At 68.3% G+C, this 25716-nt stretch carries 22 protein-coding genes; 16 read left to right on the forward strand and 6 right to left on the reverse strand.

Annotation, left to right across the window (positions count from 1 at the left end; genetic code table 11):
- Positions 1 to 2 precede the first annotated feature (2 nt).
- Both ACFWUR_RS23775 and dnaE read right to left on the reverse strand, forming a co-directional pair.
- The gene (locus ACFWUR_RS23775) at positions 3 to 1919 is read right to left on the reverse strand and encodes a hypothetical protein (protein ID WP_378909676.1); all 1917 of its coding nucleotides are present in this window, start codon (positions 1917 to 1919) and stop codon (positions 3 to 5) included.
- Between the two features lie 109 nt (positions 1920 to 2028).
- Positions 2029 to 5574 (reverse strand): DNA polymerase III subunit alpha, encoded by a 3546-nt coding sequence (gene dnaE / locus ACFWUR_RS23780; protein WP_378909678.1) that lies wholly within the window; start codon positions 5572 to 5574, stop codon positions 2029 to 2031.
- Between the two features lie 265 nt (positions 5575 to 5839).
- On the opposite strand from dnaE, the gene ACFWUR_RS23785 reads away from it, so the two are divergent.
- From ACFWUR_RS23785 to ACFWUR_RS23835, 11 genes are all read left to right on the forward strand, one after another.
- Positions 5840 to 7021: a sensor histidine kinase gene (locus tag ACFWUR_RS23785; RefSeq protein WP_378909680.1), complete on the forward strand. Its 1182-nt coding sequence runs from the start codon at positions 5840 to 5842 to the stop codon at positions 7019 to 7021.
- Positions 7022 to 7148: 127 nt separating this feature from the next.
- Positions 7149 to 8432, forward strand: a complete 1284-nt coding sequence (locus ACFWUR_RS23790; protein ID WP_378909682.1) for a M20 family metallopeptidase — start codon at positions 7149 to 7151, stop codon at positions 8430 to 8432.
- A gap of 52 nt (positions 8433 to 8484) precedes the next feature.
- On the forward strand, positions 8485 to 9132 hold the full coding sequence (locus ACFWUR_RS23795) for a TetR/AcrR family transcriptional regulator (protein ID WP_378909683.1): 648 nt from the start codon (positions 8485 to 8487) through the stop codon (positions 9130 to 9132).
- 165 nt (positions 9133 to 9297) lie between these two features.
- Entirely contained in the window at positions 9298 to 10209 is a 912-nt protein-coding gene (locus tag ACFWUR_RS23800) for a trypsin-like serine peptidase (RefSeq protein WP_378909685.1), read from the forward strand.
- A gap of 170 nt (positions 10210 to 10379) precedes the next feature.
- A complete protein-coding gene (locus tag ACFWUR_RS23805; RefSeq protein ID WP_378909686.1) occupies positions 10380 to 11177 on the forward strand; it encodes a LytR/AlgR family response regulator transcription factor in 798 nt (265 codons plus the stop codon).
- A complete protein-coding gene (locus tag ACFWUR_RS23810) occupies positions 11174 to 11539 on the forward strand; it encodes a hypothetical protein (RefSeq protein ID WP_378909687.1) in 366 nt (121 codons plus the stop codon). Before ACFWUR_RS23805 ends, ACFWUR_RS23810 begins: the two co-directional genes overlap by 4 nt.
- A 45-nt stretch (positions 11540 to 11584) precedes the next feature.
- Entirely contained in the window at positions 11585 to 13339 is a 1755-nt protein-coding gene (locus ACFWUR_RS23815; protein ID WP_378909688.1) for a cation acetate symporter, read from the forward strand.
- Positions 13340 to 13489: 150 nt separating this feature from the next.
- Positions 13490 to 13846: a DUF485 domain-containing protein gene (locus ACFWUR_RS23820; protein WP_378909690.1), complete on the forward strand. Its 357-nt coding sequence runs from the start codon at positions 13490 to 13492 to the stop codon at positions 13844 to 13846.
- Positions 13843 to 15480, forward strand: coding sequence for a cation acetate symporter (locus ACFWUR_RS23825; protein WP_378909691.1), 1638 nt, complete (start codon positions 13843 to 13845; stop codon positions 15478 to 15480). Before ACFWUR_RS23820 ends, ACFWUR_RS23825 begins: the two co-directional genes overlap by 4 nt.
- A gap of 76 nt (positions 15481 to 15556) precedes the next feature.
- Entirely contained in the window at positions 15557 to 17461 is a 1905-nt protein-coding gene (gene acs / locus ACFWUR_RS23830) for an acetate--CoA ligase (RefSeq protein ID WP_378909693.1), read from the forward strand.
- A 133-nt stretch (positions 17462 to 17594) separates the two neighbouring features.
- A complete protein-coding gene (locus ACFWUR_RS23835; protein ID WP_378909694.1) occupies positions 17595 to 18215 on the forward strand; it encodes an LON peptidase substrate-binding domain-containing protein in 621 nt (206 codons plus the stop codon).
- A gap of 2 nt (positions 18216 to 18217) precedes the next feature.
- Here ACFWUR_RS23835 and ACFWUR_RS23840 read toward each other — a convergent pair whose 3' ends face one another.
- Positions 18218 to 19162, reverse strand: a complete 945-nt coding sequence (locus tag ACFWUR_RS23840; protein ID WP_378909805.1) for an NAD(P)-dependent alcohol dehydrogenase — start codon at positions 19160 to 19162, stop codon at positions 18218 to 18220.
- A gap of 304 nt (positions 19163 to 19466) precedes the next feature.
- On the opposite strand from ACFWUR_RS23840, the gene ACFWUR_RS23845 reads away from it, so the two are divergent.
- A complete protein-coding gene (locus ACFWUR_RS23845; RefSeq protein WP_378909696.1) occupies positions 19467 to 19889 on the forward strand; it encodes a ubiquinol-cytochrome c reductase iron-sulfur subunit in 423 nt (140 codons plus the stop codon).
- Positions 19890 to 19949: 60 nt separating this feature from the next.
- On the opposite strand, the gene ACFWUR_RS23850 is transcribed toward ACFWUR_RS23845, so the two are convergent.
- The gene (locus ACFWUR_RS23850) at positions 19950 to 20417 is read right to left on the reverse strand and encodes a VOC family protein (protein ID WP_378909697.1); all 468 of its coding nucleotides are present in this window, start codon (positions 20415 to 20417) and stop codon (positions 19950 to 19952) included.
- A gap of 195 nt (positions 20418 to 20612) precedes the next feature.
- Here ACFWUR_RS23850 and ACFWUR_RS23855 point away from each other — a divergent pair, with 195 nt between their 5' ends.
- On the forward strand, positions 20613 to 21461 hold the full coding sequence (locus ACFWUR_RS23855; protein ID WP_378909699.1) for a TIGR03619 family F420-dependent LLM class oxidoreductase: 849 nt from the start codon (positions 20613 to 20615) through the stop codon (positions 21459 to 21461).
- Positions 21462 to 21473: 12 nt separating this feature from the next.
- On the opposite strand, the gene ACFWUR_RS23860 is transcribed toward ACFWUR_RS23855, so the two are convergent.
- Together ACFWUR_RS23860 and ACFWUR_RS23865 are read right to left on the reverse strand one after the other, a co-directional pair.
- Positions 21474 to 22190 carry a hypothetical protein gene (locus ACFWUR_RS23860; RefSeq protein WP_378909700.1) on the reverse strand — a complete coding sequence of 239 codons (717 nt, stop codon included), beginning with the start codon at positions 22188 to 22190 and terminating at the stop codon, positions 21474 to 21476.
- Entirely contained in the window at positions 22187 to 23077 is an 891-nt protein-coding gene (locus tag ACFWUR_RS23865; protein ID WP_378909702.1) for a hypothetical protein, read from the reverse strand. Before ACFWUR_RS23865 ends, ACFWUR_RS23860 begins: the two co-directional genes overlap by 4 nt.
- 148 nt (positions 23078 to 23225) lie before the next feature.
- Here ACFWUR_RS23865 and lspA point away from each other — a divergent pair, with 148 nt between their 5' ends.
- The 3 genes from lspA to ACFWUR_RS23880 all read left to right on the forward strand — a co-directional run bounded on the left by lspA (position 23226) and on the right by ACFWUR_RS23880 (position 25714).
- Positions 23226 to 23843, forward strand: a complete 618-nt coding sequence (gene lspA / locus ACFWUR_RS23870; protein WP_378909703.1) for a signal peptidase II — start codon at positions 23226 to 23228, stop codon at positions 23841 to 23843.
- A 73-nt stretch (positions 23844 to 23916) separates the two neighbouring features.
- Positions 23917 to 24843, forward strand: a complete 927-nt coding sequence (locus ACFWUR_RS23875) for an RluA family pseudouridine synthase (RefSeq protein WP_378909705.1) — start codon at positions 23917 to 23919, stop codon at positions 24841 to 24843.
- Entirely contained in the window at positions 24836 to 25714 is an 879-nt protein-coding gene (locus tag ACFWUR_RS23880) for a hypothetical protein (protein WP_378909706.1), read from the forward strand. The genes ACFWUR_RS23875 and ACFWUR_RS23880 overlap by 8 nt, the downstream gene beginning before the upstream one ends.
- The last annotated feature ends 2 nt before the right edge of the window (positions 25715 to 25716 follow it).

Raw genomic sequence — 25716 nt, forward strand, 5'->3', positions numbered from 1 at the left:
ATTCACCGCGCGTGTGCGGTGACCCCCACCGGCCCGGCACCGATACACAGCGACTGCCGCTCGTCGAGGGATCTGATCCGCAAGGTGTCGCCACCACCGAGCAGCCGTACGTAGACGGTGTTCAGGCCCGCGCGCACGTCGGCGATCGTCTCGGTCTCGCCTTCGAAGGACAAGGCGATCCGGCCGTCGCGTTCGGCGTGGTAATTCAGCTGAGCGGTCCAGTCGCGGATCTGCATGGGGCCGTCGAGTGCGAGGTTGACGCCGGTTGTGCCGCGCACGCGGTGGCCGCAACGAGGTTCGGGGCCCTCGACGATGGCGCGGTTCCACCAGACCTGCGCGTCGACGACGGCGCCTTCGTCGGTGATCATGCGCAGGCGCGCGGTCGCGAGGGAGAAGGTGGTGGATGTCGCGATCGGGGCGAGGACACGATCGGTCATGTTCTCAGGGAAAGCCAAGGGGTTCAACACATTCCACGGAACTTCCTGTGGCAGCAGTGGTGCGTCGGCGGCGTCGGGGAGCGAGGCTCGCACGCCGGTGACGTAGGTGCGGGCCGGGCTCGGTTCCCATGATCGGGCGAAAGTGATCGTCGAGTACACGCTGCTCGCGAGGAACAGCACGGTCGCCGCGATGCCCGCTATCTGCCGTGCTCGACCGGCACGCCCGGCCTCGATCGGAACCGACCCGCCGCCAGAGCTTGCCTGTGCCGAGTGGGCGTCCTCTTGTCGTGCGAATGTGTTCGATCCATTCCTCGAATGCGACGGGTGCCGACGGGGCGCCAGGGCGATCAGCGCCAGCGCGAACGTGGCCACGACGGCGAAATCGGCGAAGTAGCGCAGGGATTGGAGCAGCAGACCCGCGGTGCTCGGGCCGTCGCGCAGGAGCACGACGGGTGCGATGGTGAGGACCGCGTAGCCGGCGGTGCACGCCCAGACCGCGACCACCCGGTGGTGGGTGCGAATCGTCCACGCCGCGAATACGATCAGCAGCAGCCAGCTCAGCGCGACCAGCGGTCCCGGCGGATCAGCCCATGGGGTGGCGGGTTGCCAGCGTTCCCAGCGCCACGGACCGCCGAACAGCGCGGGCACCAGCCCGTCCGACAGAGCTCGGCTCCAGAGGGATCCCGGATGTTCGGGAGCGGAGAGGCCGCGAGGGCGCTGGATGACGAGCAGGAAGCACGCCGACCATGCCAGCAACACCGCACCCGCCGCCGTCCACAGCGCGGCGCCCCGGCGCAGCGCCACCCGCGCCGACTCTCCCGAGACGTGGGCGACGAGCACCGCGACGGCGACCGCCACCGGCAGCACGACCACCGATTTCTCGAAGAACAGCAGCGCCACCGCGAACACCACAGCGCCCGACACCGCGTACCCACGCCGCCCGGTCCGCACCAGGCGCACCGCGTCGGCACTCACCCAGGCCAGCGCGATCTGCAACGGCAGCGCGTTCACCGCCGCCGACCACCAAGCGAACGCGGGCACCGTGAACGGCACGAAGAGGAAGAACGCCAGCGGTCCCAGCATTCGCGCCCGCACGCCGACCACCACGACGACCAGGCGCAACACGGCCAGCGAGGCGAGCAGCTGCAGCCCGACGAGCACTACCGCCGCCACCGCCCAGTTCAGCGGGGCCACCTCGGTGATCAGCCAGGTCAGCACGAACGCCAGCGGCATCACGTGCCCGTCGTGACTGGTGAACAGCACCTCGGTCGACAGCACCGGCTGACTGCTCACCCGCCCGATCAGCAGAAAATCGTCCCAGTAGAAGAACCCGATTCCGGCCACCCAGCCGCGCAGTACCAGCTGCGCCACGATCAGCGTCACGGCGACGAGCAGCACCGTCCGCCCGGACATCGGCCACCGCACCGGGCGCGACGAGTCCCCCGATCGTGGTGGCGAGTCGAGCAGCGGCGCGGACGTCACGTCTGCCGACGCTAGCTCCTCGTTCGCGGGGCGGCCATCTCCACCCGTCACAAGAGTGTCGGTGCCGCGGTGTGATCCGGCACCGGTCACGGGGACCGGTGCCACAGGATCAGCCGAGGCAGCCGGGGCCGAGCAGTGCCTTCAGGTCACCCATCAGCGCCGAGGACGGGGAGACCCGCCAGGCGTCGTCGAGCTTGAGCATGGTGGTCTTCTCGCGGGCGCCGACGTGGCGGATGAACACGTCGGAGGTGCCCTGGTGGCGGGACAGGACCTTCTTGAGCTCGCCGAGCTTGTCGGGGGTACACATCCGGGTCGTCATGACCACCGCCACCGGCTTGGCCACACCGATGGCCGAGAGGTCGGGCACGACGAGGTCGTTGGCGATCAGCGAGATGCGGTCGTCACGCACCGAAACGCGGGCCTTCACCAGCACCACGGCGTCTTCGACCACATCCATGCCGTACACCGAGTACGACTGCGGGAAGAACAGCACCTCCACGCCACCGGTGAGGTCTTCGAGCTGGGCCGACGCCCAGGCCAGGCCGTTCTTGTTGATCCGCCGGTTCACCGAGGCGAGGATGCCACCGATCGTCACCTGCGCGCCGTCCTTGACGTCGCCTTCCAGGATGGCCGGGATGGGGGTGTCGACCTGGGCTGCCAGCACGTGCTCGACGCCGTTGAGCGGATGCCCGGACACGTACAGGCCCAGCATCTCTCGTTCCAGCGCGAGCTTGTGCTTGGTCTCCCATTCGTCCTCGGGCACTTTGACGTTGAACACCGACGCCATCGAGTCGTCGCCGTCGTCGAGGCCGCCGAACAGGTCGAATTGGCCGATCGCCTCGGCCTTCTTGGTCGACATCACCGCGTCGATCGCATCGGAATGGATCAGCAGCAGGCCCTTGCGTGGGTGCCCGAGTGAATCGAAACCGCCTGCCTTGATCAGGGATTCGGTGACCTTCTTGGAGCAGGCGATGGCGTCGATCTTGTTCAGGTAGTCGGAGAAGTCGGTGAACTTCGACTTCTCCTTGCGCGCGGAGATGATCGAGCCGACCACGTTGGTGCCGACGTTGCGGACCGCGCCGAGGCCGAAGCGGATGTCGGTGCCGACGGAGGCGAAGTTCAGCTCCGATTCGTTGACATCGGGCGGCAGCACCGTGATGCCCATCTTGCGGCAGTCCGACAGGTAGATGGCGGCCTTGTCCTTGTCGTCGCCGACGGAGGTGAGCAGGCCCGCCATGTACTCGGCGGGGTAGTTGGCCTTGAGGTAGGCGGTCCAGAAGGAGACGAGACCGTAGCCGGCGGCGTGCGATTTGTTGAACGCGTACCCGGCGAACGGGAGAATCGTGTCCCACAGCGCTTTGATGGCGGGTTCGGAGAAGTCGTTGGCGAGCATGCCGTCGCGGAAGCCCGCGTAGGCCTCTTCCAGGACCGACAGCTTCTTCTTACCCATGGCGCGGCGCAGGATATCGGCTTGGCCGAGCGAGTATCCGGCCACCTTCTGGGCGATCTGCATGATCTGTTCCTGATAGACGATCAGGCCGAAGGTATCGGCCAGGATCTCTTTCAGCGGCTCTTCGAGCTCGGGGTGGATCGGTTTGACTTCTTGCCGGTTGTTCTTGCGGTCGGCGTAGTCGTTGTGGGCGTTCATGCCCATCGGACCGGGGCGGTACAGCGCGAGGACGGCGACGATATCGCCGAAGCCGGTGGGCTGCATGCGGCGCAGCAGGTCGCGCATGGCGCTGCCGTCGAGCTGGAAAACGCCGAGGGTATCGCCGCGGGCGAGCAGTTCGTAGGTGGCCGGGTCGTCGAGCGGCAGGTTGTCCATGTCCAGGTCGATGCCGCGGTTGGCCTTGATGTTCTCCAGGGCGTCACCGATGACGGTGAGGTTGCGCAGGCCGAGGAAGTCCATCTTCAACAGGCCGATGGCCTCACACGACGGGTAGTCCCAGCCGGTGATGATCGCGCCGTCCTGGGCGCGCTTCCACACCGGGATCGCGTCGGTGAGCGGTTCCGAGGACATGATGACCGCGCAGGCGTGCACGCCCGCGTTGCGGATCAGGCCTTCCAGACCGCGTGCGGTTTCGTAGATCTTGGCGACATCGGGGTTGCTCGAGATGAGTTCGCGGACCTCGGTGGCTTCCTTGTACCGCTCGTGATCAGGATCGGTGATCCCGGCGACCGAGATGTCCTTGGCCATGATCGGCGGCGGCAGCGCCTTGGTGATCTGGTCGGCGATAGCGAAACCGGGCTGGCCGAACAGCACTCGCGCGGAGTCCTTGATCGCGGCCTTGGTCTTGATGGTGCCGAAGGTGATCACCTGGGCGACGCGGTCGCTGCCCCACTTCTCGGTGGCGTAGCGGACCATCTCACCGCGGCGGCGATCATCGAAGTCGATATCGATATCGGGCATCGACACGCGCTCGGGGTTGAGGAATCGCTCGAACAGCAGCCCGTGCGGGATGGGGTCGATATTGGTGATGCCCATCGCGTAGGCGACCAGCGAACCCGCGGCCGAACCACGGCCCGGGCCGACCCGGATGCCGACCTCGAGCGCGTGCTTGATCAGGTCACCGACGACGAGGAAGTAGGCGGGGAAACCCATTTCGCAGATGACGCCGAGTTCGAAGTCCGCGCGCGCCATGTACTCCTGCGACGGGCCGTCGGGGAAACGGCGATCGAGACCGTCGAAAACTTCCTTGCGCAGCCAGGTGGCCTGGGTGTGACCCTCGGGCACCGGGAAGACGGGCATCCGGTCGCGGTGTTCCCAGACCTCGTCGTAGGGCTGTACGCGCTCGCCGATGAGCTCGGTGTTGTCGCACGCGCCGGGGACTTCGGCATCCCAGATGGCGCGCATCTCCGCGGCGGACTTGAGGTAGTAGCCGTCACCGTCGAACTTGAACCGGGTCGGGTCCGACAGCGTCTTGCCGGTCTGAATGCACAGCAGCGCTTCATGGTTGACCGACTGGTCCTTGGTGACGTAATGGCAGTCGTTGGTGGCGATCGGCGGAATACCGAGCTGCTTGCTGATGTCGATCAGGCCCTCGCGGACCCGGCGTTCGATCGACAGACCGTGGTCCATCACCTCGAGGAAGAAGTTGTCGGCGCCGAAGATCTCCTGCCACTTCGCGGCGGCTTCGAGCGCTTCGCGATCGTGACCGAGGCGCAGGCGGGTCTGCACCTCGCCCGACGGGCAGCCCGTCGTGGCGATGATGCCCTCGGCGTGCTGGGCGATGATCTCCTCGTCCATGCGCGCCCACTTGCCCAGCTGGCCCTCGATCGAGGCCAGGCTCGACAGCTTGAACAGGTTGCGCAGGCCCGTCGCGTTCTCGGCGACCATGGTCATGTGGGTGTAGGCACCCGAGCCGGAGACGTCGTCGCCTTTCTGGCCGGGGTCACCCCACTTCACTCGCTTGGTGTCGAAACGCGAGCCGGGCGCGATGTAGGCCTCGATGCCGATGATCGGCTTGATGCCCGCCTTCTTGGCCGAGTTGTAGAACTCCGAGGCGCCGTACATGTTGCCGTGGTCGGTCATGCCGACCGCGGTCATGCCCAACCGGTCCGCCTCCGCGAACAGCGGCGAGATCTTCGCCGCTCCATCGAGCATCGAGTACTCGGTGTGGTTGTGCAGGTGAACGAACGATCCGGACGGAGCCAAGACGGTCCTTCCTCCCATTGAGTCGGCGGGGGTTGGCCTAGCGATTCTAGGCACGTGGGTACGACATGTTTGCCCGACCACGCGGCTAGCCCGGCCTCGGCCACCGGGTGCACCGGCGTGTCGTGGTGAAGGTCACCGGCGCGTCCTCGGCGGTGTCCGATTTCCGCTGGTTCGCCGAGCCTCGACCGCGCGACGATGCCCGCCTGATTCGCGACAGGTGCCCTCGCCGTCATAATCGGGGCGTGCACTCGGACCGGCTCACTCCATGACCACGTTCATCGTGGCTGTTGTCGCGACGGTCGCCCTGCTCGTCGTGGTAGGGCTGATCTGGCGCCGGACCCAGCGTGTGGTGACAACGCCGGCGCAGCGGGCCGTGCATCAGGCGTTGCACACCGCGTCGCTGGCCGCGGTGCCGTTGCGGCGGGGGCTGACCGAGGACTCGGCACGGGAGGCGGCTCCGCATTTGCGAACGCTCGCCGCGGCCGAGGCGCTGGGGGTGGCCGACGCCGAGGCGACGCTGCTGGCCTGGGACGGCCCGACCACCGCGATGCGCGAGTCGTTCGCCGACGCGGCGCGACGGGCGATGGCCGACGCGCGCGCGGTGCTGGTCACCGGCGAGGAATACACGTTGATCACCCAGCCGCTGCTGATCGACGCCGGGGTCGCGGTGGGGGCGCTGGGCATGGTGACCACCGGGAAACCGGGGCCCGGCATGCTCGGTGCGGCGGGTGAGGTCGCTCGATACGCCTGTGGCCAACTGGAACTGGCCGAGCTCGACGCCGCCCGCGCCCGGGTCGACCGGGCCGAGGTGCGTGCGCTGCGGGCCCAGATCAGCCCGCATTTCATCTACAACGCGCTCAACACGATCGCCTCGTTCGTTCGTACCGACCCCGACCGCGCCCGCGAACTCATCCTCGAATTCGCCGACTTCACCCGCTATTCCTTTCGCGCCGCAGGCGAATTCACCGTCCTGGCCGACGAACTGCGCAATATCGAGCGCTACCTCGCCCTCGAACAGGCTCGCTTCGGTGACGCCCTGGATGTCCGATTGCAGATCGCGCCGGAGGTGCTCGGCGTGGTGCTACCCTTCCTCGCCTTGCAGCCACTGGTGGAGAACGCGGTGCGGCACGGACTCGGCGGCGGCGGTCGCGGCGGGCAGCTGAACATCGTGGCAGGCGACGAGGGCACCGACTGTCTGATCAGCGTCGAGGACGACGGCATCGGCATGGATCCCGCGCTGCTGCGCTCCGGTGCCCTCGACGCCGTCGACACCGACACCGGCACCGCCCGCACCGGCGAAGCCGCCCATGTGGGTCTCGCCAATGTCGACGACCGTTTGCGGGCCGCCTTCGGCAACGATTACGGCTTGGTCGTGGAGACGGCCCCCGGCGCGGGCACGAAAGTGAGCATGCGAGTGCCCAAGTTCCGCCCGGGCATCCGCGCCTGAGGACCCCCACCGCACGCACGATCGGCGACCCGCCGAGAGCGCTCGGCATCGTCGTGACTCGTGCCCGCCGGGTGCATTCTTGGGACTGCAGAGCACTCTCGGAAGGTTCACCGAAACGGAGCTGTCGATGAGCACGATGCACGACGATCTCGACCGGCGCGCGCAGGCGGTCGCCGACCAGGTGGTGACGTGGCGTCAGCACCTGCACCGGCATCCGGAGCTGTCCAACCGGGAGGCGGCCACGGCAACGCTGATCACCGACCATCTGAACACCCTGGGACTCGACGAGGTTCGCACCGGCATCGCGGGCCACGGTGTGATCGGTGTCCTGCGGGGCGGACAGGGTGGGGAACGCGTCATCGCGTTGCGCGCCGACACCGATGCGCTGCCCGTGCCCGACCTGTGCGGGGTCGATTTCGCCTCCGAGGTCGTCGACGACGACTATCCCGGCGGCCCCTTCCCGGTATCGCACGCGTGCGGCCACGACTGCCACACGGCGATGCTGATGGGTGCGGCCACGGTGCTGGCCGGGGTGCGCGAAACATTGCCCGGCACCGTGCTGTTCGTCTTCCAGCCGGCCGAGGAGGGGCCGCCGGTGGACGAGAAGGGCGGCGCCGCCGAGATGCTCGCGCAACACGCGCTCGACGATCCGGCGCCGACCATGGTGTTCGGGTTTCACGTCACGCCCTATCCCAAGGGCTACATCGGCTACCGAGTCGGCAACCAGTTCGGCGCGTCGACCTTGGTCGAGATCGTCATCACCGGCAAGCAGGTGCACGGGTCGACGCCGTGGCTCGGCATCGACCCGATGCCCGCCGCGGGCGCGGTACTGACCGGAATCGGCCAGCTCTACCGGCAGCTCAACGCTTTCGACCCGATCACCGTCTCCATCGGCCACGTCCAAGACGTCGGCCGGTTCAACATCATCGGCGAGACGGTGACGCTGTGGGGCACCATCCGCTGCGCGGTCGAATCCGATATGCCGGAGGTACAGCAACGGCTGCGAACGCTGGCCGAGCACACCGCGCAGGCCTACAACTGTGCCGCCGAAGTCGACTTCCTCCAGGATGTGCCCGCGGTGCACAACGGCGCGGAATGGATGGAGGCCGCGCTGCCGGCCTTCCGCCGCGTCGTCGGCGCGGACCATGTCGTGGAAACGAGCGCGACGCTGGGCTACGACGACGTCTCCGAGTTCGTGAACACCTACGGCGGTCTGTATGTGACCTTGGGCGTGCAGGACAGCACCATCGACGCGGCGGGCCACCTGGGCGTGATCGAAGGTGGCCGAGGCGTGGTGCCCAACCACAACCCGCACTTCTACGCCGACGACGACACCTTGGTCACCGGGGTGCGACTGCACTGCCAGGTCGCCTACGACCATCTGACCGGCGTGATCGTCGCCGAACCATGACCGGAGTCGGTGGTCCACGGCCGTGACCACGGCCCTGTGATAAACAAGCACGGTGACCAGCCGCAAGACCGAATCGCCGATGCGCGCACGGTTGTTGGAGAGCGCGGCGCATCTGCTGGCCACCGAAGGGCCGAGCGGTTTGTCCACCCGCAAGGTTGCCGCGCAGGCGGGCACATCGACGATGTCGCTGTACGCGCAGTTCGGCTCGATGCCCGAGCTGGTGCGGGCCGTCGTCGACGAGGGTTTCGCCCGGCTGGCAACACAATTCGACCGCGTTGTCGAGACCGATGATCCGATCGCCGACCTCGGCAGCGTCTTCGCCGCCTACATCGCCAGCGGTCGCGCCGATCCCGACCTCTACGTGGTGATGTTCGGCTCGGCGTCGCTGGGCGGCTACCGGACCGATGCCCAGGATCTGCACAGCCTCGGGCGCCACACTTTCGACTTCATCGCCGCGGGAGCCGAGCGCGCGGTCGAGGCCGGGCGACTGAAACCCCTTGCCCCGGTTGCCGTCGCCGCCCAGATCTGGAGCGCGCTGCACGGCTACATGACCCTCGAGCTGGCCGGCTACTTCACACCACCGGACGCGGGCGTGCGCAACGTGCTCGCTCCGCTGATGCTCAACCTCGTCGTCGGTCTCGGCGACGACCACGATCGCGCGGTGGAGTCGTCGCGATCATGGTTCGTCACAAACTCTTAAACATCAACGTTTCAGAAAACCTCCCCGCCGCCGCCGGTGCTCGCTAACATCTCGTTCACCCATCGAGGCGCTGGGGTGACGACGGCGCCCGTGGGCTCTCGCTCCCCCGCGGCAGTCCCGACCTCACGTGTCGGCGACCGCGCCTTCATCGAACAGGAAATCTCAGTGCACAAGACTCGCCGGACAGGTCGATGGATCGCAGCGGCCTCGGTCACGATCGCCATCTCCACGATCATGGGTATGCCCGAAGCCGCGGCCGACAGCGCGGTACAGCCGGACCCCAGCGGCTCACTGCTCTACAGCCGACTGGTGCACAACGACGACGGATCATTGAAGACCAACGGCAAAGGCGGCTACTTCGTCACCACGCCGTACACAGGCAATGACGTGACCCGCAAGGTCGGCAGGCTCACCGCGGGCGGGCTGTGTACCGCGACGGTCCTCGACAGCCCGAGCGGCACGCTGGCGATCACCGCGCGCCACTGCATCGACAGCGACGCGGCCCTGATCGAGTCGGGCAGGGCCACATTCACTCCGGCCTGGCACGACGGGCAGCGCCCCTACGGCGATTGGGTGGTCGACAAGGCCTTCACCTCCGACGTGGCCGTGGACGGCAGCGTGCCCGATGTCGCGGTACTCGCGATCCGTCCCGCCGAGGGCACCGATCGCGTCGTCTCGGCGGCCACCGGAGGCGGCCTGAAGATCCATCCCGCGCTGTCGAGCACCCAGTCGGTCCAGTCGACGCTGCTCGGCTACCCCGGCCCGGCCCCCTACAACGCGGTGCTGATGTCGGCGTGCGTGGGTGACTACACCTACTACCCCGGCAAGGGTCGCGGCGCTGTGCAGCGGGTCAACACCCAGTCCGAATGTCACGTCGGCGGTGGATCCAGCGGCGGACCCTACGTCACCGCTACCGCGGCGGGCCCGCAGATCATCACCGTGCTCAACAGCAACGGCGGCTCGGTGATCTCGAGCGTGGCCCCCAGCTTGATCACCGAGGCCGACAACTGGGTCTTCGCCAAGTATCCGAACCTCAGCCGGGGCGGCGGGCTGCCCTCCACCGGCTCCGGTTCCTGACACGGTGAGCTGACTCCGCGCAGGTGGTGGGTGGTTGCGCGCCCACCACCCGACCGGACCGAGCGCTACCGCGATCCGGTGGTTCGGGTAGCCCTCGGCCGGACCGCAATTCGGACGAGTACCCGGTGGACCCGGCTGCGCAGAAGACGGCCGGTTACCATGGATGGGCTGTGACCTGGAACACCGATGAACCCCCGACCGCTCTGCGGGTGCTCGCCGTCGACGACGAGAAGCCCGCGCTCGACGAGCTGGTGTATCTGCTCGGCACCCAGGCGGGAGTCGGCGAGATTCATCGAGCGGGCGAGGCGACGAGCGCGTTGCGGTTGCTGCGCGCGCACCCGATCGACGCGGTGTTTCTCGATATCGACATGCCGGGACTCACGGGAATCGAGCTCGCGGGAATTCTGTCGGAGTTCGCCGAGCCGCCCGCGGTCGTCTTCGTGACGGCGCACGACGATCACGCGGTGGCGGCGTTCGATCTGGGTGCGGTGGACTATCTGCTCAAGCCGCTACGCGGAGCCCGGCTGGCGGAGGCGGTGCGCCGGATCGTGGCGGCCAGGGCGTCGGCGCCCGCGGTGGCGCCGCCGGAGCAACCGCATCCGAGCGAGGTGATTCCGGTGGAACTCGGCGGAGTCACCACCCTGGTGAACCGCGCCGATGTGGCGTGGGTCGAGGCCGACGGCGACTACGCGCGCCTGCATACCGGGACCGGGTCGCACCTGGTCCGGATTCCGCTCTCGGCGCTCGAAGCACGGTGGGAGGACGCCGGATTCCTGCGCGTGCACCGGTCGTATCTGGTGGCCTTGCGACTGGTCACCGGACTGCGCAGCACGGGCGCCGGGACGGTGGTGTGCCTGCGTGCCGAAGGCGCGGTCGGCGCGGTGGAGCTGCCGGTGAGCCGACGCCAGGTGCGCGAACTCAAGCAGCGACTGGTCCACGGCCCGCGGCAGAACTGGTCGCAGCGGTGACCGGTCCGCAGCGCCCGCCCCGCGAGCGGGTGGTGCTGGCGCAGCGTCGCGGAGCCCGGCAGGCCCGGACCCGCACCGAAGTGGTCGAGCAGACCGATCTCGGCGCCGCGCTCATCGGTGGACTGATCCGCGCGCAACTGGGCTTGGCGTTACGCCTCGGGCTGGTGGTGGTGACCGTGTTCGGCGCCTTGCCGCTGCTGTTCGGTGTCGACGCGATCGCCGAGGCGGCGGTTCTCGGCGTCCGACTGCCGTGGTTGATCCTCGGAGTCGTCGCTTTCCCCGCCCTTTACGCGGTCGGCCGGATCTACGTGCGCCTGGCACAACGCAACGAAGACGACTTCCTCGAACTGGCCGGGGACTGACTCGATGTCGAGGCACCCGTTCACCGTGGTCGCAGTGAGCAGCCGATGAGCGCCGACAACCCCGCGCTCACCGTGAGCGCTCTCCTGCTCGCCGCGCTCGCCACCATCGGGATCGGCTTCTACGGAGTTCGCCTGTCCCGCACCACCTCCGACTTCCTCGTCGCCTCCCGCACCGTCGGTTCACGCTGGAACGCCGCGGCCATCTCCGGGGAGTACCTCTCGGCTGCTTCGTTTCTCGGCGTCGCCGGTCTGATCGCCAAGTACGGCGCCGACGCGCTCTGGTATCCGGTCGGTTTCACCGCCGGCTATCTCGGGCTGTTGATGTTCGTCGCCGCGCCGCTGCGCCGCTCCGGCGCCTACACCGTGCCCGACTTCGCCGAATTCCGGCTGGGTTCGATCCGGTTGCGGCGCATGGCCGCCGGGCTCGTGGTGGTGGTCTGCGCGGTGTATCTGATCCCCCAGTTCCAGGGCGCGGGGCTGACGTTGCACATTCTGCTCGGCCTGCCCGCCTGGGTGGGCGCGCTGGCGGTCGGGGCGATCGTGCTGGCGAATGTGATCGGCGGTGGGATGCGGTCGGTGACCCTGGTGCAGGCATTCCAGTACTGGCTCAAGCTGACAGCGGTGGCGGTCCCCGCGCTGGTGCTCGGGCTGCACTTCCTCGCCGACGAACGGCCGATGGGCACGCAGGCACCCCCCACGGTCGATCAGCGCACCACCGTCGACATCTCGACCGATGTGGTGGTGCACCTGGACGTTTCGCAGCACGTGCGCGTGAGCGGCACCGTCGACGGGCGGTCCGAGGACGGCCCGGTGCTGCTCACCCCCGGCGACCACACCTTGACCGAGGGCACCGAGCTGATCCTCGAGGCGGGCTCGGCGGTCCCGGTCGTCGCGGGCGCGCCCGCCGACGGCGTGAGCTGGGTGGCGCCCGGTGGCGGGTTCGGCGGCGAACATCCGCGATACCAGGTGTTCTCGCTGATCGTGGCGACCTTTCTCGGCACCATGGGGCTGCCGCACGTGCTGGTCCGCTTCTACACCAACCGCGACGGCCCGTCCGCGCGCAGAACCGCGCTCACCGTGATCGGGCTGGTCGGGGTGTTCTATCTCTTTCCGATCCTGCTCGGGGTGTTCGCCCGCCTCTACGTTCCGCAACTGCTGATCACCGGCGCCTCCGACGCCGCCGTGGTGCTGCTCCCCGGCGCGGTGCTCGGCGGGCTCGGTGGGCAGTTGCTGGCCGCGCTGGCCGCGGCCGGTGCGATCGCGGCGTTCCTGTCGACCTCGTCGGGTCTGCTGGTCAGCCTGGCCGGCGTGCTCAGCACCGATGTCCTGCGTGGCCGGATCCGCGACTTCCGGGCCGCCGCGATCGTCGCCGGCCTGGTCCCGCTGACGTTGGCGCTGACCGTGGCCTCCCTCGACCTGTCGCGCACTGTCGCACTCGCTTTCTCGGTGGCCGCGTCGACGCTGTGCCCGCTGCTGGTGCTCGGCATCTGGTGGCGCGGGCTCACCGCCACGGGCGCGGCGAGCGGGATGCTCGTCGGTGGTGTCACCGCAGGCGGTGCCACCGTGCTCGCGGTGCTGGGCGGGGTCTCCCCCGACCTGGCCGACGGCTGGGCGTCGGCGATCGTCGACTACCCCGGCGCGGTCAGCGTCCCGCTCGCGTTCGCGGTGACGATCCTGGTCAGCCTGGCGACCACGGGCCAAGATCGACGCACCGTGGCCGGGATCTTCGTGCGGATGCACGCGCCCGAACGGCTCGGGATGAGCGCCGACCGCGATCCCGAGACCAGCGCGCACCCGTGATCATCGTCGGACCGCTCAGCGCACCACAGCGACCGTTCACCGCACGAGCGGCCACCTTCACCGAGTGACCTGGGCCACAGGGCCCCTGGAGTGTGTCGCGCGTCCTACGGTCATCTCCACGCACGACACTCCTCACGCTAGGACCCAGGCATGACCGAAACCGACACCGAAGAAGCGCCCGACCGGCGCGCGCCGAGTGCCGACGAATGGCTCGCGGTACAGGCGAGCCCGCAGTTCCAAGACCTGCGAAACCGGCTGCGCCGCTTCGTCTTCCCCATGACCGCACTGTTTCTGGTGTGGTACCTGAGCTATCTGTTGCTCGGCGCCTACGCGCACGACTTCATGGCACAGGAGGTCTTCGGCAACGTCAATGTGGGCCTGCTGCTCGGCCTCGGGCAGTTCGTCTCCACGTTCCTCATCACCGGGCTCTACGTCCGTTTCGCCAACCGTGAACTGGATCCGCGTGCTGCGGCCATCCGCGAAGAACTCGAAGGGGGACAGGCATGAGCGTCACCCTCGCCGCGTCTTCGACAGTGGGCAACCCCGTCGCCAATATCGCCATCTTCTTGCTGTTCGTCGCGGTCACCATGGTCGTGGTGATCAGGGCCAGCCGCAACAACGCCAGTGCCGCGGACTATTTCACCGGTGGACGTGGTTTCTCCGGCCCGCAGAACGGCGTCGCCATCGCCGGTGACTACCTGTCGGCCGCGAGCTTCCTGGGCATCGCGGGCGCGATCGCCGTGTACGGCTACGACGGGTTCCTGTACTCGATCGGGTTCCTCGTCGCCTGGCTGGTCGCGCTGCTGCTGGTGGCCGAGATGCTGCGCAACACCGGCAAATTCACCATGGCCGACGTGCTCAGCTTCCGGCTCAAGCAAGGCCCGGTGCGCACCGCGGCCGCGCTGACCACCCTCACGGTCTCGCTGTTCTATCTGCTCGCGCAGATGGCGGGCGCCGGCGGTCTGGTCGCGCTGCTGCTCGATATCTCCAGTCGCGCGGGACAATCGGTCGTCATCGCCGCCGTCGGCGTGCTGATGATCGTGTACGTGCTCGTCGGCGGCATGAAGGGCACCACCTGGGTGCAGATCATCAAGGCGGTGCTGCTGATCGCGGGCGCCGCGCTGATGACGGTGATGGTGCTGGCCAAGTTCGGCTTCAACTTCTCCGACATCCTCGGTGCCGCACAGGAATCGGTGAGCGAATCCACCAGCAAGGCGGTCGCCGCACGCGACGTGCTCGCTCCCGGCGCGCAATACGGTGGCAGCGAGATGTCCAAGCTGAACTTCCTGTCGCTGGGCCTGGCCCTGGTGCTCGGCACCGCGGGCCTGCCGCACGTGCTGATGCGCTTCTACACCGTCCCCACCGCGAAAGAGGCTCGGCGCTCGGTGGTGTGGGCGATCGCGCTGATCGGTTCCTTCTACCTGTTCACCCTGGTGCTCGGTTACGGCGCGGCGGCCATCGTCGGTCCGGACAAGATCCTCGCCGCGGCGGGTGGCCAGAACTCGGCGGCGCCGCTGCTGGCGTTCGAACTCGGCGGGGTGATCCTGCTCGGAGTGATCTCGGCGGTGGCGTTCGCGACGATCCTCGCGGTCGTGGCGGGCCTGACCATCACCGCCTCGGCCTCGTTCGCGCACGACATCTATGCCAGCGTGATCAAGAAGGGCAAGGTCGACGAGATCAAGCAGGTGCGGGTCTCACGGATCACCGCCGTGGTGATCGGTGTGCTCGCGATCGGGCTCGGCATCCTCGCCAACGGCCAGAACATCGCGTTCCTGGTGGCACTGGCGTTCGCGGTGGCGGCGGCGGCGAACCTGCCGACGATCCTGTACTCGCTGTTCTGGAAGCGGTTCAACACCACCGGCGCGCTGTGGTCGATGTACGGCGGCCTGATCTCGACCATCGTGCTCATCGTGTTCTCGCCCGCGGTGTCGGGCAACAGCACCGCGATGATCAAGGGCGCGGATTTCGACTATTTCCCGCTGGCCAACCCGGGCATCGTGTCCATTCCGCTGGCGTTCGCGCTCGGCGTGCTCGGCACCTACCTGGGTGGCCGTGGTGAGCAGGTCGACCTGGCCAAGGCCGCGGAGATGGAAGTGCGGTCCATGACCGGCGTCGGTGCGGAGAAGGCGATCTCGCACTGACGCCAACCCTGCCCGTGCCGGTGGTTCGCCCCACCGGCACGGGCTGTACCCCCCGTTTTTCGAAGGAGAGTTTCTTGTGACCAGTTTCCCGCCTGCCCCCGAGTTCGCCGCGTCGGCCAATGCCGATGTCTCGCTGTACGAGCGGGCACGCACCGATCGCGACGGTTTCTGGGCCGAGCAGGCCAACCGGTTGCACTGGCACAAGCCCTTCACCGAGGTGCTCGACTGGACCGACGCGCCGGTCGCGCGCTGGTTCGGCGACGGCGAACTCAACGTCGCCTACAACTGCCTCGACCGCCACGTCATCGACGGGCACGGCGACCAGGTCGCCATCCACTGGGAGGGCGAACCGGGCGACTCCCGGGCGATCACCTACGCGGAACTGCTCGATGAAGTGTGCCGGGCGGCGAATACTTTCACCGCTTTGGGCCTGGTGGCCGGTGATCGCGTCGCCGTCTACATGCCGATGGTGCCCGAAGCCATCGTGACGATGCTGGCCTGCGCGCGGCTCGGGCTCACCCACTCGGTGGTGTTCGCGGGCTTCTCCCCCACGGCCTTGCGTCAGCGGGTCGACGATGCCGAAGCCCGGTTGATCGTGACCACCGACGGCCAGTGGCGACGCGGCAAGCCCGCCGCGCTGAAGTACGCCGTCGACGAGGCGCTGGGTTCGGATCCGTCGAGCGTCGAGCATGTGCTGGTGGTGCGCCGGGTCGGCCTGGACGTGCCGTGGACCGAGGTTCGCGATCTGTGGTGGGACGAAACCGTCGCTGTCGCTTCGCCTTCCCACGAAGCGCAACCCTTCCCCGCCGAGCACCCCCTGTTCATCCTCTACACCTCCGGCACCACCGGAAAACCCAAAGGCATCCTCCACACCACCGGCGGCTACCTCACCCAAACCGCCTACACCCACCACAACGTCTTCGACCACAAACCCGCACACGACGTCTACTGGTGCACCGCCGACATCGGCTGGGTCACCGGACACAGCTACATCGTCTACGGCCCCCTCGCCAACCGCGCGACCCAGGTCGTGTACGAGGGCACGCCGAACTTCCCCGACGAGAATCGCCATTTCGAGATCATCGAAAAGTACGGCGTCACCATTTATTACACCGCGCCGACATTGATCCGCACTTTCATGAAGTGGGGTCGCGAGATCCCCGACGCCCACAACCTCAGTACCCTGCGCCTGCTCGGCTCCGTCGGCGAACCCATCAACCCCGAAGCCTGGCGCTGGTACCGAGAAGTATTCGGCGCCAACAACACCCCCATCGTCGACACCTGGTGGCAGACCGAAACCGGCGCCATCATGATCTCCCCACTACCCGGCGTCACCGCCACCAAGCCCGGCGCCGCGATGGGCCCGCTGCCCGGTATCTCCGCCAAGGTCGTCGATGACGAAGGCACGCCCCTCGGATCCGACGAATCCGGGTTGCTCGTGCTGGATCAGCCGTGGCCGTCGATGCTGCGCGGCATCTGGAACGACATGGGCCGCTACCGCGAAACCTATTGGCAGCGTTTCGCTTCCGAGGGCTGGTATTTCGCCGGGGACGGCGCCAAGCTCGACGCCGACGGAGACCTGTGGATCCTGGGGCGCGTCGACGACGTCATGAACGTCTCCGGACATCGGATCTCCACCGCCGAGGTGGAATCCGCGCTGGTCGGACACCCGGCTGTCGCCGAGGCCGCCGTGGTCGGCGCCTCCGACGAAACCACCGGTCAGGGGATCGTCGCGTTCGTCATTCTCACCGGTTCGGCCGGTGCGCCCGAGGATCTCGTGTCCGAGCTCAAGGCGGCGGTCTCGCTCGAGATCAGTCCGATCGCGCGGCCGCGCGAGATCCACATCGTGCCGGAACTGCCCAAGACGCGCAGCGGCAAGATCATGCGCAGGCTGCTGCGCGATGTCGCCGAGGGCCGCGAACTCGGCGACACCTCGACGCTGGTCGACCCCACGGTGTTCGAGGCGATCGCTACCGCGTGATGGATCAGCGCTTCGTCGGGTCCGCTCATGTCACCATCGAGCGGACCCGAATCTGCCGAAACGACACAGCGTGAGCGCGCCGGATGGGCCCGGGGTGCGGGGTACCGGGCATGCTGGGGCGGTGGAGATACCAATGTTCCCACTGGGTGCGGTGCTGCTACCCGGTGAGTCGCTGTCGTTACAGATCTTCGAGCCCCGGTACGTGGCGCTGGTCACCGATTGCACCGAGGGGCGGCGGGAGCCGGAGTTCGGTGTCGTGCTGATCGCCCGCGGGCACGAGGTGGGCGGTGGCGAGGTGCGCACCGAGGTGGGCACCGTCGCCCGGATCACCGAGGTGATGGAACTTCCCGGTTCGCGATACCGGCTGCGCTGCAAGGGAACCGACCGCATTCGCATCGAGAATTGGCTTGACGACGACCCCTATCCCCTTGCGGTCGCCGAACTCTGGCCGGACGGCCTCGGCGCCGACGACAGCGCGTTGCTGGCGGGCTTGCGTGAACGCGCGGACCGCCTGCACAGCCTGACCGCCGAGTTCGCGCGTCGCAACGGCATCCGCCGCCCGCCGCCGTCGGCATCGCTGGACGGGCTGTCCGACGACCCGACCACCCGCTCCTACGAACTCGCCGCACGATTGCCGATCGGCCCGACCGACCGCCAGGCGGCCCTGGCCGCCCCGGATCCACACGGTCGGCTGAAAACCCTGTCCACCTCCGTCGATGACGCGATCGCCATGATGGAGTTCCGCCTGCTGTGATGTCAGCTCGTCGACGCGAGGGTGATCACGATTTTCGCGCGAGCGTGCTCGGTCTCCATGTACTCGATGGCGGCGGGCGTTTCGGCCAGCGGATAGGTCCGATCGATGGCCGGGCGGAGCACGCCCGACTCGATCAGGTCGCGCAACTCGGTCAACGACCGCGGAGTTTGCTCGGCGAGGGGAGCACGGACGGCCGGTTTCACGAACGGTCGAGCCAGCTGACCGCGCGCGAGCAGGCCGACCGGACCGAACCAGCTGCCACCGTCGAAATTGCCGCCGCCGGACAGGACGAGCGTGCCGGCGGGTTCGACCAAGCGCAGCAGCGCACGCAGGGTCCGTGTGCCGGCCAGGTCGAGGACGGTGTCGTAGCGACCGGTCACGGTGTCGCGGGTGTAGTCGACGACGTGTTCGGCGCCCAGCGATCGCGCCGCCTCGACATTGCGGGTGCTGCACACCGCGGTGACCCGCGCACCCCGCGCCCTGGCGATCTGGACCGCGAAGGTGCCGACCCCACCGGAGGCGCCGATGATCAGCACCCGCTCGCCGCCGCCGACATGGCGCAAACAGGTCAGGGCGGTATTGGCGGCCAACGGCACCGCCGCCGCTTCCTCGAAACTCAGATTCGCCGGTTTGCGGTCGAGCAACCCCCGCGGCACCGCGACATACTCCGCGAACGCCCCACTGACCGCCTCCCCGAAGACCTCGTCACCGACAACCAGATCGTTGACGTCCTCCCCCACTTCCTCGACCGTCCCCGCGAAATCGCCGCCCTGTACCGGATTCGCCGGTCCCCGACGCCCGAACAGCGACCGATTCATCCACCGCGCGATCTTCGGATCTCCGCGCATCAGATGCCAATCCCGCGCATTCACCGACGCAGCGCGTACCCGAACCAGCACCTCCCCCGCCCTCGCCCGCGGCCTCCCGACCTCCGCCACCGTCAACATCGCCGATGACCCGTAAACCTGCTGCACGATCGCCTTCACACCGCCAACGCTAGGCGCCCCGACCACCCACCCACATCAGGGAATCCCCCGATGCTCGGCGGAGATTCCGCTCCCGCGCGATGGCCGCGCTCGCAGGGAAGGCCTCGGCGATCTCCTGCGCGCCGGAAGTTATCGGTCAATCTTCAATAAGGCAGCCCAAGGTCGTCGCTCGGTCTCGGATTCGGTCGAACCGGGAGCGCATATAGATCGTTGACAGGGAAGGAGCCGGTCGGCGTGACGGCCAAACTTTGATCGGAGACGACCGATGACCATCGATGATTTCTCGTTGAACCGGCGCACCGCCGTCGTCGGCGCGGGCGCGCTGGCCGTTGCGGCGACGCTGACCGCGTGCGGTAGCTCGGCGACGAGCGAATCGGCACCCGCCGCACCGGCCGAACCCGGGGCACCCGCGGGCGCGCTGGCCAGGGTGACGGATATTCCGGTGGGTGGCGGGGTGATCGTCGGCGATACAGTGCTCACCCAGCCGACCGCGGGCACTTTCGTCGGGCTGTCGTCGACCTGCACGCACGCCGGATGCAAGGTCGCCACCGTGGCCGAGGGCACCATCAACTGTCCCTGCCACGGCAGCCGGTTCGGGCTCGACGGTGCCGTGCGCGGCGGTCCCGCGAGCGAGCCGCTGGCTGCCAAACCTGTTCGCGTCGAGGGGGAATCGATCGTTCCCGCGTGATCCGAACGCGCGTCACGCCCACACCGCGGGATCATCGGCAGTGCGGGCGTGACGGTCCGATCAGCCCGCGTCCATCATTTCCGACATCCGCCGTTCCATTTCTTCCGGCGAGACCTCTTCGATGTGGGTGGCCACGGTCCAGCGGTGACCCCACGGGTCTTCGAAGGCGCCGCTGCGGTCGCCGTAGAACTGGTCGGTCATGGGGGTGATCGCGGTGGCACCCGCGTCGAGCGCCGCGGCGAAGGCGGCGTCGGCGTCGGCGACGTAGACCATCAGGTTCACCGGGGATCCGCCGACGGCCTTCGGATCGACGAATCCGATCTCGGGGACCGGGTCACCGACCATCAGCACCGAGTCGCCGATGAGCAGTTCACTGTGGACGACACTGCCGCCGGGGCCGTCCATCTTCATGCGCACGGTGGCGCCGAAAATCGAGGTGTAGAAGTCGATCGCGGCGGCCGCTCCCGCGCACGCCAGGCCGGGACAGATCCGCGGATAACCGTCGGGAAAAGGGGAAACATCAGACATCGGATACCTCCGTGTCGAGAGTGATGCTCGGACGACCCCCAGCGTATTCCCCTCGTGTGCCCGGGGAAAGGCCGTCGCGCGGTGGGCCCCTGCCGAGATGTCAAGACTAGTAGAACTGGTTCTAGTCCTGTAGAACTTGGTGCAGTTCTTATGGAACCTGTTTCAGTTTTGCAGTCGATGCCGGAGGGTCGGGACATGCGGTACGGGGTTGTGTTGTTCACCAGTGACCGGGGCATCACGCCCGCCGATGCGGCCAAGGCCGCCGAGGACGCGGGATTCGACGCGTTCTACGTCCCCGAGCACACCCATATTCCGGTGGTGCGCGCCGCGGCCCATCCGCAGACCGGTGACTCCTCCCTGCCCGACGATCGCTACCTGCGCACGCTCGACCCGTGGGTCGCGCTGGCCACCGCCGCCGCGGTCACCGAGCGGATCACCCTGTCGACGGCGGTGGCGCTGCCCGCCGAGCACCACCCGATCACCCTCGCCAAGACCATCGCCTCCCTCGATCACCTGTCCGGTGGCCGGGTGGAGCTGGGTGTCGGGTTCGGGTGGAACACCGATGAGCTCGCCCACCACGGCGTGCCCGCGAACAAGCGACGCACGGTGTTGCGCGAGAACCTCGACGCGATGCGGGCGTTGTGGTCGCAGGAGGAAGCCGAATTCGCCGGTGACTTCGTGACATTCGGCCCGAGTTGGTCCTGGCCGAAGCCGGTGCGCGCCGGGGTGCCGGTACTGCTCGGAGCGGGCGGCACCGAGAAATCCTTCGGGTGGTTGGCCGCCAACGCCGACGGGTGGATCACGACACCGACCGAAGGCGACCTCGGCGCCAAAATCGAACTCCTGCAACGCGTCTGGAAGGAAGCGGGCCGCGGCGGCACCCCGCGGGTGATCGCGCTGGCCGGTCGTCACAATGCCGAGCAGCTCGCCGGCTGGGCCGACGTCGGCGTCACCGAGGTGGTCTTCGGGCTTCCCGACAAGAGCGCCGACGACGTCCGTGGTTACCTCGGCCACCTCGGCGGGAAACTCGCCGTCTCGGCGTGAGCCCGAGCCGATTCAACCACGGAGTTTGCGCACCTGCGCCGCGGTGAGATCGGCGAGCACGCCGGGATCGACGGTCTCCGGTGCCGTGACGACGACCTGCACCAGCATGTTCCCCACCTGGACAAGCGCGGTCGCCGACGTGAGGGTGAGCCCTTCGCTGGTAGCGGTCACGGTGAAGGCCGAGCTCGCGTCACCCACGGCAGGCTGGCTCAACGCGGTGGTTCGATACTCGATGCGCACGTCGTCGTCCGCACCCGAGTAGCTGGTGCAGCGCCGCGGTTGCGCCTGGAGCGCATCGAAGGCCGGACCGAGCGCTGAGTCCGGATAGCTCGCGGCGTCGATATCGATGGTGGCGAAGCTGGGCCCCGCGAACTGCACCGAGGCGGCGGCGGCCGACCCCGGCCACTGCTGGGCGATCGGTGCGAGCAGACGACCGCAGTCCGGCGGATCCGTGGGCGCCACCGTCGGCACCGCGGGCGCGTGGGATTCATCGCGCGCGGGCACCACCGCGAAATCACCGGGCAGATCCGTGGCGGCGAGCAGACCAGCCGACAGCCGCGCCGAATCACGCACCACGACCCCGGTTCCCGGGGCGGCCGTGACCGGGGCGGAGAACGGGCTCGATCCCGGCGTGTCGACCGTGTCGTCGGACCCACAGCCCGCGATCCCGACCAGTCCCGCACATGCCGAAACAGCCGCGCCGACGCGCAGCGCAACCGTCCGCATCATTCCGTCCAGGAAACGCGCGTCGACTGCGTCTGTACCAGGGTGCTCACACTGCGGGCGTCGCGGTAGGTCTGCTGTCCACCGATCTCGATCGAGCCCGAGACCGGCAGCGGCAGACCGAGATCGATCTCGATCGAGCCGACGCCTTCCATCACGTAGCCGTCGATGTCGAGTTCACCCGCGTCGTTGGGTAACTCCCACACGTTGTCGGTGGGCGTCTGATTCACCTGCAGATCGATGGTGAGGCGGTCGCCCTCTCGGCTGGTGAGCGTGGCCGTGGCGATCTGGTCCAGGGTGACCCCGCCGGTGATCGTCTGATGCACCGTCCACACCGCACCGACCCCGACCGGCTCGTCCGGGAACGCGATCGACTGGTACACCGCCTGGTAGAAGGCCTGTTCGAGTGCGGCCCGCGCGGTATTCGGGGTGTCCGGCGACGGGGCCATGCGCAGCTCGGTGATCGCACCGAGGTCGCTCATCCCCAGTCCGGCGTGAGAACCGTCGGCGGAGGTGAACGCCTTGTTGAGCGCCGGGTCGGGGGTGGTGACCGCGCCGACGGTGAGATCGACGCCCTCGGCATCCGCGCGCGCGGTCATCGGGATGGTCAGCGCGGCGGGCGAGAAGTCGCGCACGGGCTGATCGTTGACCTGCTGCTGAATCCGGTAGTCGGTGCGCAGCGTCACCTCCTGGGTGGTGCCCGCGGCGTAGCGCGGCCGCAGCAGATCGCGCGGCTCCTCGCCGGGCGAGACCATGGTGGTGACCGCTGCCGAGATCGGCACGGTGACTTCCTTGCCGATACCGAGCGGCTCGGTGCCGTCGACCTCCGCGGCCGGGGCCGAGCGATCGGCACACCCGGCGCCGAAGGTCGCGAACCCGAGTACGAGCGCCACCAGTAACACCCCGGGGCGCGCAACGCGGGGTAAGCGAGATCTAGACAACACCGTCACAGGCATCAGGGTACGACCGCTTCCTGAGTAACACCTGGGACTCCCCGGCACCGCGGCGAAGGCCGGATCACCACTAGGGAATGATGGACGCGTGAGTGAAGACCGGCCAACCGACAACGCTGCCGTTCCCGACGCCGGCGACGACTCAGGCCTTCCGGCGGCCGCTGCGGTGCCCGGGGCTGCGGAGACGGCGAAACCCGCTGGTCGCCGCCGTTTGCCGACGCTGTTGATCATCGCAGTCGTGCTGTTCGGGCTCGACCTGTTGACCAAGTGCCTCGCGGTCGCCCTCATCGACCCGGGCGAATCTGTGCCGATCGTCGGCGATTTCGCGCGGTTCACCCTGGTACGCAACCCGGGCGCGGCGTTCTCGATGGCGACCGGCATGACCTGGCTGCTGACCCTGATCGCCGTCGCGGTGGTGATCGGCGTGATCCGGATCGGGCGCACCCTGCGTTCACTGTGGTGGGCCATCGGCCTCGGCATGGTGCTGGGCGGGGCGCTGGGCAACCTGGTCGACCGGATCTTCCGATACCCGGGCCCGCTGCAGGGCCATGTGGTCGACTTCGTCGCCATCGGCTGGTGGCCGGTCTTCAACGTCGCCGACTCGGCCATCGTGTGCGGGGCGATCCTGCTGGTCGCGCTCACCGTGTTCGGTTTCGAACCGGACGGCACCCGCAGCGGTCGCAAACACACCGAGGACACCGTATGACCGAGTCAGGGCCCGGAGGCGGCAGCTTGCGTAACCACGGAGGGCCCCTCGGGCGTACGCAGGAGGACACCGTATGAGAGAAACCAGAACCATGCCCGTTCCCGACGGGCTCGACGGGATGCGGGTGGACGCGGGACTCGCCCGCCTGCTCGGCCTCTCGCGCACCGCGGTCGTGGCGCTGACCGAGGACGGCTCGGTGCAGATCGACGGGATCGCCGCGGGGAAGTCCGATCGGCTGACCGCGGGCGCGTGGCTGGAAGTGATCTTCCCCGAACCCAAGCGCGAACTGACGGTCGAGGCCACCCCGGTCGACGGCATGAACATCCTCTACGCCGACGACGACATCGTCGCCGTGGACAAGCCGATCGGCGTCGCCGCGCACTCCGGCGTCGGCTGGACCGGCCCGACCGTGGTCGGCGGCCTGGCGGCGATGGGCTATCGCATCTCCACCTCGGGCGCGCACGAACGGCAGGGCATCGTGCACCGCCTCGACGTGGGCACCTCCGGTGTGATGGTGGTGGCACAATCCGAACACGCTTACACGATGCTCAAGCGCGCCTTCAAGGAACGCACGGTCGACAAGCAATACCATGCACTGGTGCAGGGACACCCGGATCCGAGCAGCGGCACCATCGACGCCCCGATCGGGCGTGCGCGTGGCAATGCCTGGAAGTTCGCGGTGACCGGCGACGGCAGGCCCAGTGTCACCCACTACGACACCATCGAGGCGTTCCAGGCGGCCAGCCTGCTCGATGTCCATCTGGAGACCGGTCGCACGCATCAGATCCGGGTGCACTTCTCCGCGGTGCGCCACCCCTGTGCGGGTGACCTGACCTACGGCGCCGATCCGACGCTGGCCAAGCGCCTCGGCCTGGAACGGCAGTGGCTGCACGCGCGTCAGCTCGGCTTCCACCACCCCGCCGACGGGCGCTGGCTGGAGATCACCAGCGAGTACCCCGACGATCTGGCGGGCGCCTTGGACGTATTACGTAATGCCTGACGACCCGCGGTCGTCCGAACCGGCGCCGGAGACGGCGTCGGACGACCGCGGGGATTCACCTACCGGGCACGCGGGAACTCCCGAGGGCTCCCCGGCCGAGCGGGCACCCGCCGACGACCGCGCGGCTACATCCGCCGATGAACTCGGCAACATGCCCCCCGAGCAGGCAGGCGTCGCCGGATCGGCTGGCGCAGAAGGCGATTCGGGCAGCGGAGGGTTCTCGCTACGCAATGCCGCCATCATCGGTATCGCCGCGATCGGCGCGGTGATCCTGTTGGTCGCCGCGTTCCGCGCACCGCCACCCGCGTCGGCGGTGGCCACCGATCGCCTGGGGCCCGCGCCCGGTGAGCAGGTTCAGCGATACCTGGACGAGGCACGGACCTCCCTCGACGGGGTCGACGGCGACCAGCATTGGGCGCTGGTGTCGTTCACCGAATACCTCACGCCCCCACAACTTCCGGCCGCGGCCGAGGGATTGCGGATCGCCGGGGTGATCCAACACGTGCCGATCGAGCGGGTCCAGACGCCGGTGATCACCGTCGCGACGCCTGCCGGTGACGAGCCCGCACTGAAGTCGGCCGAGGCGGCCGCGGGTTTGGTTGCGGCACAACAGTTCCGCGATCAGCGCAGCGCCGACATCGCCCGCGTCACCGAGAACCGGCTGCGCGCGGGCTGCGCGTGCACGGCCGGCATCGTGGTGCGCGGCACGCTACCTCGATTGCGTGATCTCGCGAACCGGCCCGATGTCCGAGCGGTACAGGCACTACCGGCCGACGCCGTCGGGGGCCGGTTCGCCGTGAGTCCGCTGCTGCCGGGCAGCAGCGACACCGTCACACCGAGCCCCGACGACGGGCCGGTTCCCGCCGAATAGCG

Source organism: Nocardia sp. NPDC058633 (assembly GCF_042717045.1).
Classification (GTDB): domain Bacteria; phylum Actinomycetota; class Actinomycetes; order Mycobacteriales; family Mycobacteriaceae; genus Nocardia.

Coding starts and splice junctions, on each gene's coding strand:
- ACFWUR_RS23860 (WP_378909700.1), bottom strand. CDS start 22,190: ATGATGCGGACGGTTGCGCTGCGCGTCGGCGCGGCTGTTTCGGCATGT.
- ACFWUR_RS23850 (WP_378909697.1), bottom strand. CDS start 20,417: ATGTCTGATGTTTCCCCTTTTCCCGACGGTTATCCGCGGATCTGTCCC.
- ACFWUR_RS23845 (WP_378909696.1), top strand. CDS start 19,467: ATGACCATCGATGATTTCTCGTTGAACCGGCGCACCGCCGTCGTCGGC.
- ACFWUR_RS23785 (WP_378909680.1), top strand. CDS start 5,840: ATGACCACGTTCATCGTGGCTGTTGTCGCGACGGTCGCCCTGCTCGTC.
- ACFWUR_RS23835 (WP_378909694.1), top strand. CDS start 17,595: ATGTTCCCACTGGGTGCGGTGCTGCTACCCGGTGAGTCGCTGTCGTTA.
- ACFWUR_RS23815 (WP_378909688.1), top strand. CDS start 11,585: ATGAGCGCCGACAACCCCGCGCTCACCGTGAGCGCTCTCCTGCTCGCC.
- ACFWUR_RS23820 (WP_378909690.1), top strand. CDS start 13,490: ATGACCGAAACCGACACCGAAGAAGCGCCCGACCGGCGCGCGCCGAGT.
- ACFWUR_RS23855 (WP_378909699.1), top strand. CDS start 20,613: ATGCGGTACGGGGTTGTGTTGTTCACCAGTGACCGGGGCATCACGCCC.
- ACFWUR_RS23840 (WP_378909805.1), bottom strand. CDS start 19,162: ATGTTGACGGTGGCGGAGGTCGGGAGGCCGCGGGCGAGGGCGGGGGAG.
- ACFWUR_RS23880 (WP_378909706.1), top strand. CDS start 24,836: ATGCCTGACGACCCGCGGTCGTCCGAACCGGCGCCGGAGACGGCGTCG.
- ACFWUR_RS23825 (WP_378909691.1), top strand. CDS start 13,843: ATGAGCGTCACCCTCGCCGCGTCTTCGACAGTGGGCAACCCCGTCGCC.
- ACFWUR_RS23875 (WP_378909705.1), top strand. CDS start 23,917: ATGAGAGAAACCAGAACCATGCCCGTTCCCGACGGGCTCGACGGGATG.
- ACFWUR_RS23790 (WP_378909682.1), top strand. CDS start 7,149: ATGAGCACGATGCACGACGATCTCGACCGGCGCGCGCAGGCGGTCGCC.